The sequence below is a fragment of the Paenibacillus sp. lzh-N1 genome (genome assembly GCF_002872435.1).
In the GTDB taxonomy this organism is placed as follows: domain Bacteria; phylum Bacillota; class Bacilli; order Paenibacillales; family Paenibacillaceae; genus Paenibacillus; species Paenibacillus polymyxa_C.
The window spans coordinates 3,180,998-3,197,053 of sequence record NZ_CP025696.1; the positions used below are offsets into that span (position 1 = coordinate 3,180,998).

Genomic DNA, 16,056 nt, shown 5'->3' on the forward strand with positions numbered 1-16,056 from the left:
AGCAAGGGCGAAATCTCGGCATGCTTACGTCATTGTGATAACATATAAGTAAGTGAGTTTTACTCAGGAGGCCTGCTTGGAAGTTCAGAATAGAAAAGTGGGGATAAAACGTGCAGACTTTGCTGTTATGGATGTTTTACATTTCAACTTTTTATGCTTTTATTCCGGCGCTGGTTAGTCGTATATTTGGTTTCCGGGTGTTTAGGCGTGGCAAAAGTGACCAAGAATATGCGCTAACCTTTGATGATGGTCCTGATCCAGTCTATACACCACAGTTGCTCGATTTACTCAAGCGTTTTGATGCCAAGGCTACTTTTTTTGTTGTAGGTATGAATGCCGAAAAACACCCTGAGCTTCTGAAGCGCATGCATGATGAAGGTCATCTGATTGGTATCCACAATTATGTGCACAAATCGAATTGGCTCATGCGGCCTGTTACGGTTAGAAGACAAATTACCCAGACAGAGTCAGTCATTCGTCGAGTAACTGGCGAAGGAACGACCTTTTATCGTCCACCTTGGGGGATTGTGAACTTTTTTGATATTTCCAAAAACAATGGTCGTCGAATCGTATTATGGTCCTCCATGTTTGGTGACTGGAAGGCCAGCATTGGAGCGAAACAACTAGCGGAAAGAATGCTCAAAAAGCTGAGGGGTGGCGAGGTGATGCTGCTCCATGACTGTGGTACGACATTGGGGGCTGACGCAGAAGCGCCACAGAACATGCTCATTGCACTAGAGAAGCTATTGAGGGTCGCCCAGAAACAGCAATTACGCAGCGTCCGCGTGGACACATTGTTTTGCCGTCAGTCTGGCAATCAATCCACTGTCTCTAGCTTGTCCAGTACAGATTGGATTAAAAGAACGATGGTATTCGGATGGCTACAATACGAGCGACTTTTTCATGCCTTGTTCCGTCTTCGTCCTGTCAGCAAGGATAATACGATCTTTTATTATCGTCGCCGTATCTATCATGGACCAAATATAAACATGGAGAACGGTAGGTGGCTGGAAAAAGGGGACCCTATAATTGAGCTTCATTTTGACAATAAAATGTTGTTTCAATTGGGAACGACGGCAAAGTCCTTGGTACATCTAGCGATTCAATTGATTCGGGTTGTGAAAAGACAACTGCCTGATCTTACCCAACGGGTTGTACATGATTCTGGTATGAAGGGTGTAAAGGCGATCTATGCAGTAAGTATGATTCATCGAGGGCCTGAAAAACTAGGCTTTCAAATTCAGGAGCTTCCCCAAGGACTGTTTAAGCATGTGGCTACTGTATATTTAAAGCTGTTATTTCGTATTATCCATCCTTCGGGTTCAGAGCAATTGAGTGAAAAAAAAGAGGTCATGGTACCGAAACTAATCGTGATGCCCATTGATACCTTGTTTGAACGTTTTCAACCGGGAGATTCGCACCGGTCAGACCAGGTTTTTGAACCAATTGATCAAAGGAATGTGGTTCATACACTCAACAGTGAAATGACCGAAGAAGGGGAGCCTATGCATACTTCGATTAGGGCTTCACAAACATCGGATACAGGATCAAGCAGTTGACCTTATAAAAAAAGCCTCTCGATCCTTTGTAGGAGTCGAGAGGTTTTTAGTGGTTCATACCATAATCTATCTTGGCAAAGCACTTAGATTTTCATAATTCCGCCGTTACTTGCGTTCGTCACCAGCTTGGAATAACGCGCCAGGTAGCCTGTCTTCACTTTCGGCTCGAAGCCTTTCCAGTTGGCACGACGACGGTCGAATTCTTCGTCCGTAATGTGAAGCTCAATCTTACGATTGTTCAGGTCCAGCTCAATGATATCGCCGTCCTCAACAAAAGCGATAGGTCCGCCTTCTGCTGCTTCAGGGGAAATATGACCGATGGAGATACCACGGGAAGCACCTGAGAATCGTCCGTCTGTAATCAGACCAACCTTGGCACCAAGCCCCATGCCCACGATTTGTGAAGTTGGAGCGAGCATTTCAGGCATACCAGGTCCGCCCTTAGGACCTTCATAACGAATAACAACAACATGTCCTTCGGCGATTTTACCGTTAGCAATGCCAGCCAGCGCATCTTCTTGTGAATCAAAGCAGATGGCAGGACCTTTGTGATAACCGCCAACAGAAGGATCAACCGCACCGACTTTAATAATGGAACCTTGTGGTGCCAAATTGCCGAATAATACAGCTAGACCGCCGCGCTCGGAATAAGGGTTGTCCAATTTGTGGATGACGTTAGTATCCAGAATTTCCTGACCCTCTACATTTTCACGAATGGTTTTTCCGGTTACAGTAATACAGTCACCATGCAATGCGCCTGGTTTCTTCAATAGTTCATTCAGTACTGCGCTTACGCCGCCTGCATTATGAACATCCTCAATGTGATAGTCGGAGGCAGGTGCCAATTTGGACAAATGAGGTACACGGTTTGCGACTTCATTGATGCGTTCAATAGGGTAGTCAACTTCAGCTTCATGGGCAAGTGCCAATGTATGCAATACTGTATTCGTAGAACCGCCCATTGCCATATCCAGTGCAAATGCATTATCAATAGCTTCTTTAGTCACGATATCACGTGGTTTCAGATCGAGCTTAATCAATTCCATCAATTGGCGTGCAGATTGTTTAACGAATTCTTTGCGCTCTTCTGCTACGGCGAGGATGGTGCCGTTACCTGGCATAGCCAGTCCCATCGCTTCTGCGAGACAGTTCATGGAATTCGCTGTGAACATTCCTGAACAGGAACCGCATGTTGGACAGCCGTATTGTTCTAGCTCAAGCAAGCTTTGATCATCGATTTTGCCCGCTTGGAATGCACCTACGCCTTCAAAGACGGAAGTCAGGGAAATAGAGCGTCCGTTCTTGTCTTTACCAGCTTTCATAGGACCGCCGCTGACGAAAATAGTCGGAATGTTAACACGCAATGCCCCCATCATCATACCAGGGGTAATTTTATCGCAGTTAGGAATACATACCATGCCATCAAACCAGTGAGCGGAAACGACAGTTTCCAGAGAATCTGCGATAATTTCGCGACTTGGCAAAGAATAACGCATACCGATGTGTCCCATGGCAATGCCATCATCTACACCAATAGTGTTAAATTCGAAAGGTACACCGCCTGCTTCACGAATGGCCTGCTTGACAATTTTGCCAAATTCCTGTAAATGGACGTGGCCCGGTACGATGTCAATATACGAGTTGCATACCGCAATAAACGGTTTGTCGAAATCTTCTTCCTTGACACCCGCTGCGCGCAGCAAGCTGCGGTGAGGAGCGCGGTCAAAGCCTTTTTTAATCATATCGGAACGCATTTTCGTCTTAGCTGTCATGATGCTGGTTTCCCCCCAAAGTATAAAAATGGTATGGCGTTCAATGAACGCCGTAATAGCGCAGATGTTTTCTAAAGAGTCTATCATAGTTGTGCGCATTTTTCTACATATATGAGGATTTTGAAAAAGTATTGAAGTGTTCTGTAAGCAACAATATATAGATATGAACAGTTTTATTTATCTATATATTGCATCTCCGAGGATTTGAATTGGATGCTTCGAAACTCTGATATTCTGATATGTTAGCTTATCGGATAAATAGGAAAAGCCCATTCCGCAATAAAGCGGATGGGCTCAGGATTGTTTTTATGTTAAAGGAGGGGGATATGAAACTATATTTTAATTTCTGCCACCTTTACGACCGATGTCTCTGTAGAAATTTTTGTCATGCGACTCAGCTGTAGCATCGCCGCCCTTTTTGCCGATTTCCTGATAAAATTCCTTATCATGTGAGTTTGCGGTTGCTTGTCCGCCTTTTTTTCCAATCTCCTGATAAAATTCCTTGTTGTGCTTCTTGGAAGTAGCTTCTCCACCCATACGGCCTGCTTCTTCGCGACTCATTTTACCCTGATTTTGATTACGTGCCATGACAAATCACTCCTTATGAAAAAGTTGTTTTTTGTTGCGCGTATCTTTTACTTACCACAACTTGCCTGTATGAAACAGGTACTATGCGTGAAGTAAAGAGGGGGAGACCCACTTCCATTTTCGTCAGTAAGCGGGTTGTCGCGTGCTGATTGTGAAATATAAATGGATAAAAAATTACGCAGACCGTCTAAAAAGATAAGGAGCTGGCTTCAACATCCACTCTACTTGTGGCTCAATCAGAGGCCGTGTTGCAGTTCGAACCCAAGGCATGGTCAACAGACAGCACAGACCTGTGGCGCACACTAGAATCAACATGACTTCCACAGGAGTATCTATATACTCGTAGACTCCTTTTGCAACAACGGAACGGACGATTAAGCCATGGAGCAAAAAGACATATAATGTACGCCGTCCCATCTCGGTTATACGCCCTATGACGGCTGGAACAAAGCTTAGAAACGCCATAGATGCTATCCATTGAACTCCATAAATGCCGATACGGTAAATCCCTGCGTACCATTCGGTATGGCCCAGTTCACCATAAGTCATGTTGCCATATAGCCAGCCAGCCGGGATGCCAAAATACGACGTTCCCGCCAGTACCATAAGCAAAAGAGATACAATGCCGGCGATTATACGGACAGGTGTTGTGAAGAAGCGTCGAACGTCCGCATAATTCAAATGATAACCTGCTACAAAGTAAGGCAAATAAACAAAGGTTCTGCATACGCTTAGCCATATACCGTCTACGGGGAGATATCCGACAAGAATACCCAGTAGCACGGATATACCCAGTTGGAAGACTGGTGGTATTTTCTGAAAAGACAGCATTAACAGTCTCCAGCAGATGTGGCTGGCAAGGAACCAAAGCAGCAGATAAGGAGCAAAAAAAGAATGATGGATATGGGGAACGTGAAAGATTACGACATCCAAGATTGAATAAAGGGATTGGAAAATCAGATATTGCATACCGATCTGAAGCAGAACTTTTTGTCCTGCGAGACCTGTCAAAGTGGTTCTGGCAAAGTAGCCTGTAACGAGTACAAACAACGGCATATGAAACATGAATATCCAGCTGAACCATTGTTGGGCAAGATGAAGTGAACCGACTAATGGCTCCAGGGCGTTTCCTGCAAATACGCATATAATCAACAGAAATCGCAAATTGAGAAAGAAGCTTTCCCCTTGTACATCATGGCTTGTCGTCATGTGTTTCCCTCCGAACGGCTTCTGCCGATTAAACTATTTAAAAAATAATTCTTTACAAGGAACAAGGTACGATACTCTGGACCTCAACATTGTGATTTTATTCACAACAGTAAGCGCTGTCATGTCCTTTTTATGTGGCGAAAGCTTGAACACGGAATAAAGATGGGCTCATGTCTGGAAACGTGTGCTCATTTGACCCTGTATGTGCAACGATGTTACCCTAACAGGGTTATAGCTATGCTATCGAATACAGCGAAACCTTTTATATTCAAGCTAAGAATTACGAGGTACGAAAGACGAAAGGAACTTTTATAATGAGAAGAAGAACAAGAAGATCATACAATTCTTATGGGACACGCGGTTCTCGGAAAATATGGAAAATTCTTTTAGGCATCCTAATTGTCATCGTGCTAATCGCGGGTTGGGGAGCATGGAAGGTATTTACGCCTTATCAGCCTGACGAGACGGCTGCTGCTGCATTAGCCGAAATAGCGGATACTGTGAAAGTAAATGAGCAAGAGCATTGGTTAAGTTTTGAGCCTGCCAAAAGAAGTGGATCAGGAGTCATTTTATACCCAGGGGCGTTGGTTAAACCCGAAAGTTATGCGCCCTTGGCACGCCGTTTGGCAGAAAAGGGACATCATGTGATTATTGCAAAAATGCCACTAAACCTTGCATTGATCTCACCGGATTTGGCGAATGAAGTGCTGAAGGCGTATCCGGAGGAAGCCTTTGTTATTGGCGGTCATTCGTTAGGTGGTGTGATGGCGGCCCGATATGCAGCTGCACATTCTGATCAGATCAAAGGTGTATTTTTCCTTGCTTCCTACCCGGATAACAAGGGTAATTTAAAGGATAAAAATCTGCCAGTTATTTCTCTGTTAGGAAGTGATGATGGTGTCATCCAGATGAAAAATGTCCAAAGTGGGAGAACTTATTTACCTGCCAACACGCTGTATTTTACAGTCGAAGGGGGGAACCATGCCCAATTTGGCAGTTACGGTGCCCAGAAAGGGGATAATCCTGCGAAAATTAGCGCCGTTGAGCAATGGAACCAGACGGTAACGGCTTTACAGGATTGGATGAAAGAGAGTGTGGATTCAGCTTCTAAGAACCCGTAAAGGAGGTGTAATGCATGTCTGAGCTGATCGTGCAGGGGAAGCGATACCCATGCCGTGGCATCTTATTCGATAAAGATGGCACGCTGCTGGATTTTATTCAGTTGTGGGGCCCCTGGGCTCGTTCTATACTGGATATGATGGAGCAGCATCTTGTCGTGGCGGGAGCCGGTTTTACAATGGAAAAAGGCAACGTTCTAGGTACTGTTCACGATCGGGAGGGACATGTGATCGGTTACGATCCTTCTGGCCCGCTGGCAATGGGAACGGTGGACGAAAGTACGGGTGTACTGGCTTGGCAGCTTTATACTGCTGGTGTTCCGTGGAATGAAGCTGTGCGGCTTGTCCGCGAATTTAATAAAACAGCGATGGCTGACGTCCGCCGACATCGGGCAGCGAAGGTGTTTCCGGGGTTACGGACCTTATTGGAGCAAAGTCGCCATGCCGGAATGAAGCTGGCGGTTGTGACCTCTGACAGTACAGAGGCTGCACAAGAGCATTTGGAGTGGATGGGGCTGACATCCTATTTTGACGAAATCATCGGACATGATAGGGTTACATACGGCAAGCCTGATCCGGAAATGGCTGAAACAGCTTGCGCGTTACTAGGACTGTCGCCGGCGGACGTGGTAGTGATCGGAGACAGTAATGGGGATATGCAGATGGGCAAGCGTGCTGGAGTACGGCTAGCCATTGGATTTGCGCCGGCATCGGAACGTTCCAGTCATTTGCTGGATGCGGATAAGGTGGTTCGTGGATATGAAGAGCTGGAGGTGCGTAGAGCATGAAAGTTAATACATTGGCGGAATGGATACAGCAATCACAGAATATTGTTTTTTTCGGCGGAGCAGGGACATCAACGGAAAGTGGTATTCCAGATTTTCGTTCGGCAGCAGGCTTGTATCAGAGTGAGGAAAAATTGCCCTACTCTCCTGAGGTTATGCTTAGCCGCTCTTTTTTTGTGAAGCATCCTGAAGTATTCTTCGATTTCTATCGCAGCAAAATGCTGCATCCCGATGCGAAGCCGAACGGCTGTCATCATTTTCTCGCGTCTTTGGAAAAGCAAGGCCGTCTTAAAGCGGTTGTGACGCAAAACATTGACGGATTACATCAGGCTGCAGGCAGTAGAAATGTACTGGAGCTTCACGGCTCGGTACATCGCAACTACTGTATGGAATGCGGCCGCTTTTACGGGCTAAATGAAGTGATGAACAGTTCCGAGGTTGTACCTAAATGTCCGGTAGATGGAGGGATTATCAAACCTGATGTCGTTTTATATGAGGAAGAGTTGAATCAGGATACCCTTATTCAATCCATTCAGGCCATTTCTCAAGCAGATCTGCTGTTAATTGGAGGAACGTCACTGACAGTTCATCCTGCGGCGGGCTTGATTACTTATTTTCATGGTAAACATACAGTGCTGCTGAATACAGACCCCACCTCGTATGATCACAAGGCGGATCTTTTGATCACTGAACCGATCGGTAAAGTTATGGAAAAACTTGCTCATCAATTGGGCTTGTAATCGTTTTCTTGTCAACGCCCGGATAAAAGCGCTATGATGATGGTTGTAATGGACATAACAATGTTTCGAGAGAGGCTGTGATAGCATGGTTTATTTAGCTGGCGAAGATCGTTATGAAAGTATGAAATATAACCGTACAGGGAGATCAGGTCTTAAACTGCCCGCTATTTCGCTAGGCTTGTGGCACAATTTTGGCGGGATTAACAACGCGGAGAATGGTCGCAGCATGATTACTCGCTCCTTTGATCTGGGCATTACGCATTTTGATTTAGCTAATAACTATGGTCCTCCCGCAGGTTCAGCTGAGGAATTTTTCGGACAAGTGTTAGCCAGTGATATGAAACCGTACCGGGATGAATTGGTCATCTCTACCAAAGCAGGCTACCATATGTGGGCAGGTCCTTATGGTGACTGGGGATCTCGTAAGTATATGATATCCAGTCTGGATCAGAGTCTGAAGCGATTGGGACTGGACTATGTCGATATATTCTACTCTCACCGCTTCGATCCGAATACGCCGCTGGAAGAAACGATGGGAGCACTGGATCATATCGTACGTTCCGGCAAAGCACTGTATGTGGGCGTGTCTAATTATAGTGCAGAGCAAACAGCAGAAGCAGCTCGCATTTTGAAGGAGCTTGGAACACCGATGTTAATCCATCAGCCGAGATACTCTCTGCTTGACCGCTGGATTGAAAATGGATTACAAGATGTACTGGACGAAAACGGGATAGGTAGCATTGCCTTTTGTCCACTGGCTCAGGGACTGCTAACCAATAAATATTTAAACGGAATTCCCGAGGATTCACGCGCGGCAAGCACATCGGTATTCCTGAATGAGAACCATGTGACGCCCGAAACTCTGCGCAAGGTGCGCGCCTTGAATCAGATGGCTGCTGCACGTGGACAAAGTTTGGCTCAATTCTCACTGGCATGGGCTCTACGCGGTGAACGTCTGACCTCTGTCCTGATTGGGGCTAGCCGTGTAAGCCAAATCGAAGAAAATGTTGAAGCTTTATCCAATCTGGAGTTTTCACAGGAGGAGTTGGATCGGATTGATTCGATTCTAAATGCCGGGAACGGACAAGACGGCGGCACAGCCTAATGACAAAAGATATTCCAGAGTTATCGGCCTAATTTCACATGCTCTTATAAATATATACTTAACAGCCCGCATCCATTTGAAGGATGCGGGCTGTTTGCGTTATGGCTGGGAGCAGGGGAAACCAATGCCCTGTCCAGCATCCCCTGTAAAAGAAGATCAACCGTCTGTTGGAAGCAGCAGCTTCGTAAAGCCTCTTAAAGCTTACTTTACGACTGTGGATACTGCTTAACCTTGCTTCGGTACTCGGTTGGAGACTGCCCACAGAAGCGTTTGAATTGACGTGAGAAATATAGAGCATCGGTTAATCCTACAGATGCAGCCACTTGTTCAACCGACAGCTCAGGACGTTCGCGCAGCAGTTGACGTGATTTGTCGATCCGTAGCTTAAGCAGATAGGTGACGGGGGAGATGCCCGTTTCCTTTTTGAATATCCGTGATAAGTATGCACGGTTATAACCAAGTCCTTCAGACATTTGCTCAATGGAAACGGGGTGTGCGTACTGAGTGGACATGTATTGAACCATCTGCTTGACTGTACGTCGAATTTGCGAATCCGCCCCAGATGGATCAGTCCAGTCACTAAGGTAATTGCTTGCTTCTCCCATAATCAGGTACAAATAGCCCAAGGCTGAAAGATGAGAACTAGATTTTCTGCTGTAAAAGGCCAATTGCATTTGCTCCAGATAACCGGGAATGGGACTTTGATCAGCAGCATGGAAAACAGGCTGATGAACACGCAGTCCTGCCTCCTGCACCACCTGCTCCGTATGGTGTCCGGTAAAGGCAGACCAACGATAACGCCACGGTTCCTCTTCATCAGAGGTGTAGCTCACCAGCTGACCGGGATGAATAAGGAAAAAATCGTTTTTTTTAAGCTGATACGTGTGCTGTTCTGTTCGAAAGATGCCTTTGCCCGACTCTACAAAGTGAAGCAGGTAATAATCATAGATTTTCGGTCCCACGGCATGGCCGGATTTGGTCTGGCTCTCTCCTGCAAAAAGCACATGCAGCGGGCTATTTTCATAAAACACCGGATTAGAGGCGACAGCATAACTATATGAATGCGCTTGCAAAATAGGGTCATCCTTCCTGCATTTGTGAATAGTTTAGTGGATGCGGTATACTTACATTGTACATGTCCAAGTCACATTTATCCATAGCTTAAACACATGGATGCATTACATTGTGTGACGCTTTCATTTATACTGAAATCATAAGAGATGTCAACCTGATTAAGATATTACAGGGAAATCAGGGAGACTTTTACTAACGGTGAATGAGGTGGAAGCGGGTATGAACTCTACTGAATTAAAGAAACATTTTATTGAAAAATATGGTGAAAGCAGCAATGAACTGCTGATATTTCATGCACCTGGCCGTGTCAATCTCATTGGAGAGCATATCGACTATAATGGTGGTTATGTACTCCCGGCTGCGCTGGAATTTGGTACGACGTTGATTCTTCGTGCACGCAATGATGATCAAATTCATTTTGCTTCGACAAACCTGTCGTATGAAGTGTCTATCCCCCGCGGAGAGATAGGAAAAAGCAAAACGGATGAGTGGGTGGACTATCCGGTGGGTGTACTGGTGGAGTTGGCTGAAAAGGGTGTTTATCCGTCTAGAGGATACGACCTGCTCTATCATGGAGAAATACCGAACGGAGCCGGATTATCCTCCTCAGCCTCGATTGAGGTCGTGACAGGCTACGCTTTCCTGACTACCGAAAAGCAGAAAACCGACACAGTCGAAATCGCTTTGTTGTCCCAGCGGGCAGAAAACAATTACGTGGGTGTCAATTGCGGTATTATGGACCAGTTCGCTGTAGCGAACGGAGCGGCTGATCATGCAATCCTGCTGATGTGCGATACGCTGGAGTACCGTAAAGTGCCATTCCGCACAGGAGCTTATAAGCTTGTAATCGGCAATACAAATAAGCGCCGCGGTTTGGTGGATTCAGCCTATAACGAGCGTCGCAGTCAATGTGCGGAAGCACTGTCCATTTTGCAGCAGCAGGAGCCGTCACTGGAATACCTCGCACAGCTGGATGAGGCTCGGTTTGGAGAGCTTCAGCATCATATTGCTGATGAAACAGTCCGTCGCCGGGCACAGCATGTGGTGGAGGAAAACGCTCGTGTGCTGGCCTCTGTCGAAGCTCTCGCGGCGAATGAACTTGCAGCTTTCGGTCAGTTAATGAACGCTTCTCACGATTCATTACGTGACTTGTATGAGGTCAGCTGCACTGAGCTAGATGTTATGGTCGAAGAAGCACGACGCATTCCTGGCACGCTGGGTGCTCGTATGACAGGGGCTGGGTTTGGAGGTTGTACGGTTTCATTGGTTCATGAGGATGATGTGGATCGTTTTGTAAAGGAAGTCGGTGAAGCTTATCAGACCCGTACAGGGCTGGAAGCCAGCTTTTATGTATGCAAGGCAGGGGACGGAGTTAAAGAACTGAAGGAGGACGAATAACATGGCCATTTTAGTCACAGGTGGAGCTGGATATATTGGTTCACATACCGTAGCAGAATTGTTGGATTTGGGAGAAGAAGTTGTTGTGCTGGATAACTTGCAAACCGGACACAAAGGAGCATTGCTTGGAGGCAAGTTGTATGAAGGCGATTTGAGGGATAAAGAACTTCTATCCAAACTGTTCTCTGAAAATAATATCGACGCAGTTATTCATTTTGCAGCCAACTCGCTGGTTGGGGAAAGCATGCAAAATCCTGGAAAGTATTATGACAACAACGTATTTGGTACGTTGAGCTTGCTGGAGGCGATGAAAGATGCTGGCGTAAGCAAGATCGTATTTTCCTCGACTGCGGCTACCTACGGCGAACCGGAAAAGGTGCCGATTGAAGAAGGTGACCGTACAGAGCCAACCAACGTATATGGTGAAACAAAGCTGATGATGGAGCGCATGATGTCCTGGTTTGATAAAGTATTAGGCATCAAATACGTATCTTTACGGTATTTTAATGCGGCTGGTGCGCATGAGAGTGGCAAGATCGGTGAAGATCACCGTCCAGAAAGCCATCTGATCCCATTGGTGCTCCAGACAGCGTTAAAACAGCGTCCACATATCGCTGTATTTGGTGAGGATTATGCGACACCGGACGGAACGTGTGTCCGTGATTACATTCATGTAAGTGATTTGGCGGATGCTCATGTGCGCGCAGTGAATTACTTGCGTGAAGGTAATGACAGCAACATATTTAATCTGGGCAACGGGCAGGGCTTCTCTGTAAAGGAAGTTATTGAAACGGCACGCAAGGTCACTGGGCTCGACATTCCAGTTGTTACAGAACCCCGCCGTGCAGGCGATCCAGCAATATTGGTTGCCTCTTCTGACAAGGCCCGTTCGGTGCTGGGCTGGAGCCCAAAACGTACCCAACTGGAGGATATTATTAGCGGAGCATGGGGATGGCATCAGTCACACCCTCAAGGCTACGGCGACGAATAGACGGGAGACGATGACATATGAGCGAGCGCCAATCCGTAGATAAAGACCAAGACCGGGAACTTTCCCGGCACTTGGCCCATGACATCGACGAAACTGTACAGCAATCGGCTCTATATGCGGTGGAACAACTGGTTGCATTCGCGCAAAAAAAGGGCTTGATCGGTCTGCAAGATACAGATTACAGCCGTAATCTGTTATTAGAGCAGTTCGGGTTTTCGGAGCCTTATTCTGGTGGGGAAGCAGGGGGCATTATTGCCCCCGAAGCTCTCCAGCCTGTGCTTAATGTATTGATAGATTATGGTTTTGCCATAGGGCTTATCCCTGAAAACACGGATACGTATCGTGATTTGCTGGATTCCAAAATCATGGGGCAGCTAATGGCGAGACCGTCTGAAGTCATCCGTGACTTTCATCAAACGGAGGCTGAACTTGGTATAGAAGCGGCTACAGATGCTTTTTATCAATTATCCATTGATTCGAACTACATTCGTATGGATCGGGTAGCCAGCAATGTGTACTGGAATCAGTCAACACCTTACGGAGATATGGAAATTACGATTAATTTGTCCAAGCCAGAAAAGAGTCCTAAGGAAATTGCAATGGCGAAGCTTTTGCCGCCGCCTGTTTATCCCAAATGTCAATTGTGCCGTGAAAACGTTGGATACGCGGGGAGGGTAAATCATCCGTCCCGTCAAAATTTGCGTATCATTCCGGTAGAATTGAATGGGGAACCGTGGTTTTTTCAATATTCACCTTATGTGTATTACAACGAGCATTGCATTGTGTTCCATCATGATCATGTACCCATGAAGCTTACAAAGGATACGCTACGGCGGTTGCTGGCCTTTACGAAAGCGTTTCCGCATTATTTCATTGGCTCTAATGCGGATCTGCCCATTGTCGGAGGGTCGATCCTGACTCATGATCATTTTCAGGGTGGTCGTCATACATTCCCAATTGAAAAAGCGGGTGTGGACGGCGTATACCATAATGAAGCATTTCCGCAGGTTACGGCAGGTATTGTAAACTGGCCAATGTCGGTCATTCGTTTTACGTCAACAGATGCCGAGGCACTGTTGGAGGCGGGGAATGCTGCTTTTGAAGCCTGGAAAGGTTATAGTGATCCATCGGTAGACGTTCTCTCTCATACCGAGCTGGAGGGGGAAACGATTCCGCATAATACAGTAACTCCGATTGTGCGACGGGATTCCGAAGGAAGATATCAGATGGATCTCGTACTGCGCAACAATCGAACGAGTGAAGAGTACCCTGAAGGTATTTTTCATCCCCATCGCGAGATGCATCATATCAAAAAGGAAAATATCGGTCTAATCGAAGTGATGGGGCTTGCCATCTTACCAGGGCGACTCAAGGATGAACTGGATGGAATTGCTGATATTTTGTGTGGGAACGATGAATTGGCTGTGGCTATGCAGCAAGAAGAACATCCACTGTTTAAGCATGCAGACTGGATTTACCAGTTGAATACCCGGTTTGGTCGTCTGTCTGACAAAGAGACGGCTGTCCGTATCGTGCAAAATGAGGTCGGACTGAAATTCAGTGAAATTTTAGAGCACGCAGGAGTGTATAAACGGAATCCATCCGGTCAGCAAGCGTTTGGCCGTTTTATGAAACAATTGGGATATACCTTGGGAGAATAAAGTAGCTTGTGTTGCTACATAATACAATACGAGAACCCTCCCAAGATGTGAAATATAACCATACTCCTTAAGGAGTATGGTTTTTTTTCTGAAAACAAAGCAATTTGTTTCCTGTAACCATAAAGGTTATAATAGAGTAGTTTCTTAACATTAAACTTTAGAAATATTGGAGGCGAGCGTTTGCGATGAAAGCATTCGAATTTTATAATCCTACACAATTGATCTTTGGTAAAGGACAATTGGAGGCTCTCAAGCGTGAAGTTCCTAAATACGGTAAACGTGTACTGCTTGTATATGGCGGCGGCAGTATTAAGCGCAGCGGTTTGTACGATAATGTAATAAAATTGCTTGGTGAAATTGGTGCAGAGGTAACAGAACTGGCTGGTGTAGAACCGAATCCTCGTTTGTCTACGGTACATAAAGGCGTTGAATTGTGTAAAACAAATCAAATTGATCTTGTACTGGCTGTAGGCGGTGGTAGTGTACTGGATTGCTCCAAAGCTATTGCTGTCGGTGCAAAATATGATGGCGACATGTGGGATTTTGCAGAGCGTAAAGCGGCTCCACAAGCAGCCTTGCCATTAGGTACGGTTCTGACCATGGCGGCAACCGGTTCTGAAATGAACGCAGGTTCTGTTATTACAAACGAAAAAACTCAGGAAAAATTGGGATGGGGCAGTGTACATGCGTTTCCTGCGTTTTCCATTCTTGATCCGGTGAACACATACTCTCTGCCACAAAATCAAACGGTTTACGGAATTGTGGATATGATGTCACATACGCTCGAGCATTATTTTCATTTGGAATCCAATACTCCGGTTCAACTGGGCTGGTGTGAAACGATTTTGCGTACGGTCATAGATGCGGCTCCGGGACTGGTCAACGATCTGGAAAACTACGAGCTGCGTGAAACGATTATGTATTGTGGTACGATGGCACTAAACGGCTTCCTGAACATGGGGCTGACAGGTGACTGGGCTACTCACAATATTGAGCATGCTGTGTCTGCTGTTTATGATATTCCGCATGGTGGAGGACTGGCTATTCTGTTCCCGAACTGGATGAAACATAACTTGCATGTGAAGCCTGAACGTTTCAAACAGCTGGCTGTGAATGTGTTCCATGTGAACCCAGAAGGCAAGAGTGACGAAGAAGTAGCGCTGGAAGGTATTCAAGCATTGCGTGATTTCTGGAAATCGATTGGTGCGCCAAGCCGTCTGGCTGATTATGATATTGATGCGTCCAAAATTGATGTAATGGCTGATAAAGCTGTGAAATTCGGACCTTTCGGAGGCTTTAACAAGCTCAATCGCGAAGATGTAGTCGAAATTTACAAAGCATCCCTGTAAACAGCATTTGGATCATAATAGGCACGTTTGTGCGTCATTAGACGTACGAACGTGCTTTTTTGGGTTTAATTTGGAATATTGGAGGTAAATTTTGAAACTTTTTAAGGTTGAATACGTAAACATAGTTATAGACTGGAAACCAGACTGAAAAGTACGTGGAAGGAGGAGTCGCATGGAAACCTTATTTTGGTGGTTGTTGGCAGGAGGCGCAATCTTTACTGTGGTTAGTGTGTTGATCGGGGATGTACTCGGTAGCTGGCTGGATGGGGCGTTAGAGTTGCCGGGCCTTGATTGGTTCAGACCTGTCGTTCTACTTGGGGCTATGACTGCTTTTGGCGGGGCTGGAGTACTACTGACAAAGTATACTGGGCTGACCATGGGCTGGGTTGTTGTGCTAGCTTTAGGGATTGCACTTGTTATTGGAGTGCTAGTGTTTTTTGCATTTATCAAGCCCATGGCGAATTCAGAGGTATCCAGCGGCTTCTCGATGCGTGAACTAACTGGCAGAATCGGTGAGGTTACCATTCCTGTACCTGAGGTTGGTTACGGGGAAGTTATGATCCGCTTGGGTGCAGGCAACACCATACATACAGCATCTAGCTTTGATCACAAACCGCTAGCTGCGGGAACCCGTATTGTCGTGGTTGAGGTCGCAGAGGGCGTCGTCCGCGTAGCGTACCTGGACACATAGACGGCGCATTCGCTTA

General features: G+C 46.1%; 14 protein-coding genes. 10 read left to right on the forward strand and 4 right to left on the reverse strand.

All coding sequences use genetic code 11. The annotated features are described in order from the left end of the window. Positions 1–110 precede the first annotated feature (110 nt). Entirely contained in the window at positions 111–1,559 is a 1,449-nt protein-coding gene (locus C0638_RS14505; RefSeq protein WP_058710650.1) for a polysaccharide deacetylase family protein, read from the forward strand. 83 nt (positions 1,560–1,642) lie between these two features. Here the strand turns inward: C0638_RS14505 and ilvD are convergent, their stop codons facing one another. From ilvD to C0638_RS14520, 3 genes are all read right to left on the reverse strand, one after another. Further along, positions 1,643–3,331 carry a dihydroxy-acid dehydratase gene (gene ilvD, locus C0638_RS14510; RefSeq protein ID WP_016324645.1) on the reverse strand — a complete coding sequence of 563 codons (1,689 nt, stop codon included), beginning with the start codon at positions 3,329–3,331 and terminating at the stop codon, positions 1,643–1,645. Between the two features lie 339 nt (positions 3,332–3,670). Further along, complete coding sequence (locus C0638_RS14515; RefSeq protein ID WP_013372595.1) at positions 3,671–3,919, reverse strand: KGG domain-containing protein; 249 nt, start codon at positions 3,917–3,919, stop codon at positions 3,671–3,673. A gap of 174 nt (positions 3,920–4,093) precedes the next feature. Continuing rightward, positions 4,094–5,128, reverse strand: coding sequence for an acyltransferase family protein (locus tag C0638_RS14520; protein WP_058710429.1), 1,035 nt, complete (start codon positions 5,126–5,128; stop codon positions 4,094–4,096). A 314-nt stretch (positions 5,129–5,442) separates the two neighbouring features. Here C0638_RS14520 and C0638_RS14525 point away from each other — a divergent pair, with 314 nt between their 5' ends. The 4 genes from C0638_RS14525 to mgrA all read left to right on the forward strand — a co-directional run bounded on the left by C0638_RS14525 (position 5,443) and on the right by mgrA (position 8,876). Beyond that, positions 5,443–6,249: an alpha/beta fold hydrolase gene (locus tag C0638_RS14525; RefSeq protein ID WP_058710428.1), complete on the forward strand. Its 807-nt coding sequence runs from the start codon at positions 5,443–5,445 to the stop codon at positions 6,247–6,249. Positions 6,250–6,263: 14 nt separating this feature from the next. Next, on the forward strand, positions 6,264–7,034 hold the full coding sequence (locus C0638_RS14530; RefSeq protein WP_013372592.1) for an HAD family hydrolase: 771 nt from the start codon (positions 6,264–6,266) through the stop codon (positions 7,032–7,034). Next, entirely contained in the window at positions 7,031–7,771 is a 741-nt protein-coding gene (locus C0638_RS14535; protein WP_040103078.1) for an NAD-dependent protein deacylase, read from the forward strand. The genes C0638_RS14530 and C0638_RS14535 overlap by 4 nt, the downstream gene beginning before the upstream one ends. Positions 7,772–7,856: 85 nt before the next feature. Then, a complete protein-coding gene (gene mgrA, locus C0638_RS14540) occupies positions 7,857–8,876 on the forward strand; it encodes an L-glyceraldehyde 3-phosphate reductase (RefSeq protein ID WP_025676133.1) in 1,020 nt (339 codons plus the stop codon). 206 nt (positions 8,877–9,082) lie between these two features. On the opposite strand, the gene C0638_RS14550 is transcribed toward mgrA, so the two are convergent. Continuing rightward, positions 9,083–9,949 (reverse strand): AraC family transcriptional regulator, encoded by an 867-nt coding sequence (locus C0638_RS14550; protein WP_025676132.1) that lies wholly within the window; start codon positions 9,947–9,949, stop codon positions 9,083–9,085. A 220-nt stretch (positions 9,950–10,169) separates the two neighbouring features. Between C0638_RS14550 and C0638_RS14555 the strand changes: the two genes are divergently transcribed. From C0638_RS14555 to C0638_RS14575, 5 genes are all read left to right on the forward strand, one after another. Next, positions 10,170–11,348 (forward strand): galactokinase, encoded by a 1,179-nt coding sequence (locus C0638_RS14555; RefSeq protein ID WP_040103840.1) that lies wholly within the window; start codon positions 10,170–10,172, stop codon positions 11,346–11,348. 1 nt (position 11,349) lies between these two features. Next, complete coding sequence (galE, locus tag C0638_RS14560; RefSeq protein ID WP_013372586.1) at positions 11,350–12,339, forward strand: UDP-glucose 4-epimerase GalE; 990 nt, start codon at positions 11,350–11,352, stop codon at positions 12,337–12,339. A gap of 17 nt (positions 12,340–12,356) precedes the next feature. Next, entirely contained in the window at positions 12,357–14,000 is a 1,644-nt protein-coding gene (locus C0638_RS14565) for a UDP-glucose--hexose-1-phosphate uridylyltransferase (protein WP_013372585.1), read from the forward strand. A 185-nt stretch (positions 14,001–14,185) separates the two neighbouring features. After that, complete coding sequence (locus tag C0638_RS14570; RefSeq protein ID WP_025676130.1) at positions 14,186–15,349, forward strand: iron-containing alcohol dehydrogenase; 1,164 nt, start codon at positions 14,186–14,188, stop codon at positions 15,347–15,349. Positions 15,350–15,521: 172 nt separating this feature from the next. Next, positions 15,522–16,040 carry an NfeD family membrane protein gene (locus C0638_RS14575; RefSeq protein WP_013372583.1) on the forward strand — a complete coding sequence of 173 codons (519 nt, stop codon included), beginning with the start codon at positions 15,522–15,524 and terminating at the stop codon, positions 16,038–16,040. Positions 16,041–16,056 lie beyond the last annotated feature (16 nt).